Here is a 1,317-nt window from a genome sequence, read left to right as displayed (position 1 = left end):
GTGCTTGTACCAGCCGATGCGGTCCGATTGCTGATCGAGCTGCGGCATGGCCATCACCGCGGTCATGTCATAGGCCTTGATGAAGGCGGGCAGGTTCTGCGCCGTCCAGGCTTCCGCATTCGGCTCCAGGACGGGCCGGGCGTAAAGGTTGCGTGCCGTACGCAATTGCGGGCGCCACTTCTGCATGCGTTCGGAGAGCTCGAGCGTGAAATCGATGAGCGCCTGCGTATTCTGCGCCGGGGTGTTCTTCGCCCACGGGCCGAGGTTGTCGGTGTCGCGGATATAGGCATCATCGGAAAACAGCACGCCTGCGGCATCGGCATGCATGGCGAGGTCTTCATAGACGTCGCCGATCATGGCGCGCACCTTCGGGTCGTACGGCGCAAGGCGATAATGGTCGCCGCCGGRCTTGGGTTCGCCGGCGAGCGACGGCAGGTCCTTGCCGTCCGGAAAACGGAAGGCGAGGACGGGCATCCAGGCGTACACGCGCACGCCGGCGCGGGTGCGCAACTGCCATGACACGCGGGAGAAAAGGTCCGCGCGCATCGGCAGGTGGCGATTCGGGAAATACACCGCATCGGCGACGCCATCGCCGTCCGGGTCCGCATAGGCCTGCAACCAGACCTGGCTCGGGTGCAGGCGCTTGATACGATCGAGCAGCTTCGAGAGGTTGCGATCCTGCTGGGCCGGGTCGGGGTCGTACACGTAATCGAGGTCTACCTGCACGGCACGCGTGGGTTCGACACGATCGAGATGGCGCATCAGCCAGCCCAGGCGGTTCGCGGTGATATTGCCGCTGACCAGCAGGCGAGGAATGGTCTTGCCGACCTCGAGGGTGGGCAGTCGGTCGCCGAGGCTGAAGGTCACCGGCATGCCGTGTTCCGCGGCCACGGCGCGACCCACACGGGTATAGGCGCCGTAAGGCCATGCGACGGCGCGCGGACGAACACCCGTGTGCTCGGCGATTTCGTCCGCACTGTGCTGGAGATCGGCGCCGACGCGAGCGCGGTACTGCGCTTCGTCTTCGTACACGTGGGCTTTGTCGTCGTAACGCAGCGAGGCGGCGGCGGGCAACAGGTTGCCTTGCGGATTGCCTTCGGTTCCTTCGTGCATACCCCAGGAGTGCGAGGCGAATTCGACCAGGCCGCCCTTGTGCATCTCGCTCACCTGGTCCCAGGTGAGGAAGCAGTCGCGATCGCAGTCGGAACCGTTATAAGGCATACGCTTGCCGGCAGGCATGTCCATCCAGGAGCCGACGATGGCGGCGACGGCGGGATAGTTATAAGCGCGTAGCAGGGGATAGACGCGGGTGTAGAA

At 64.9% G+C, this 1,317-nt stretch carries 1 protein-coding gene; it reads right to left on the bottom strand.

Annotation, left to right across the window (positions count from 1 at the left end; genetic code table 11):
• The coding region (pgaB, locus tag AC1DT2_RS23610) for a poly-beta-1,6-N-acetyl-D-glucosamine N-deacetylase PgaB (RefSeq protein WP_477299116.1) at window positions 1–1,317 on the bottom strand (1,317 nt) is incomplete at both ends.

Source organism: Luteibacter sp. P4_E6 (assembly GCF_056401535.1).
The sequence above is the reverse complement of the archived record's forward strand: the minus strand, read 5'-3'. Positions and strand labels throughout refer to the sequence as shown.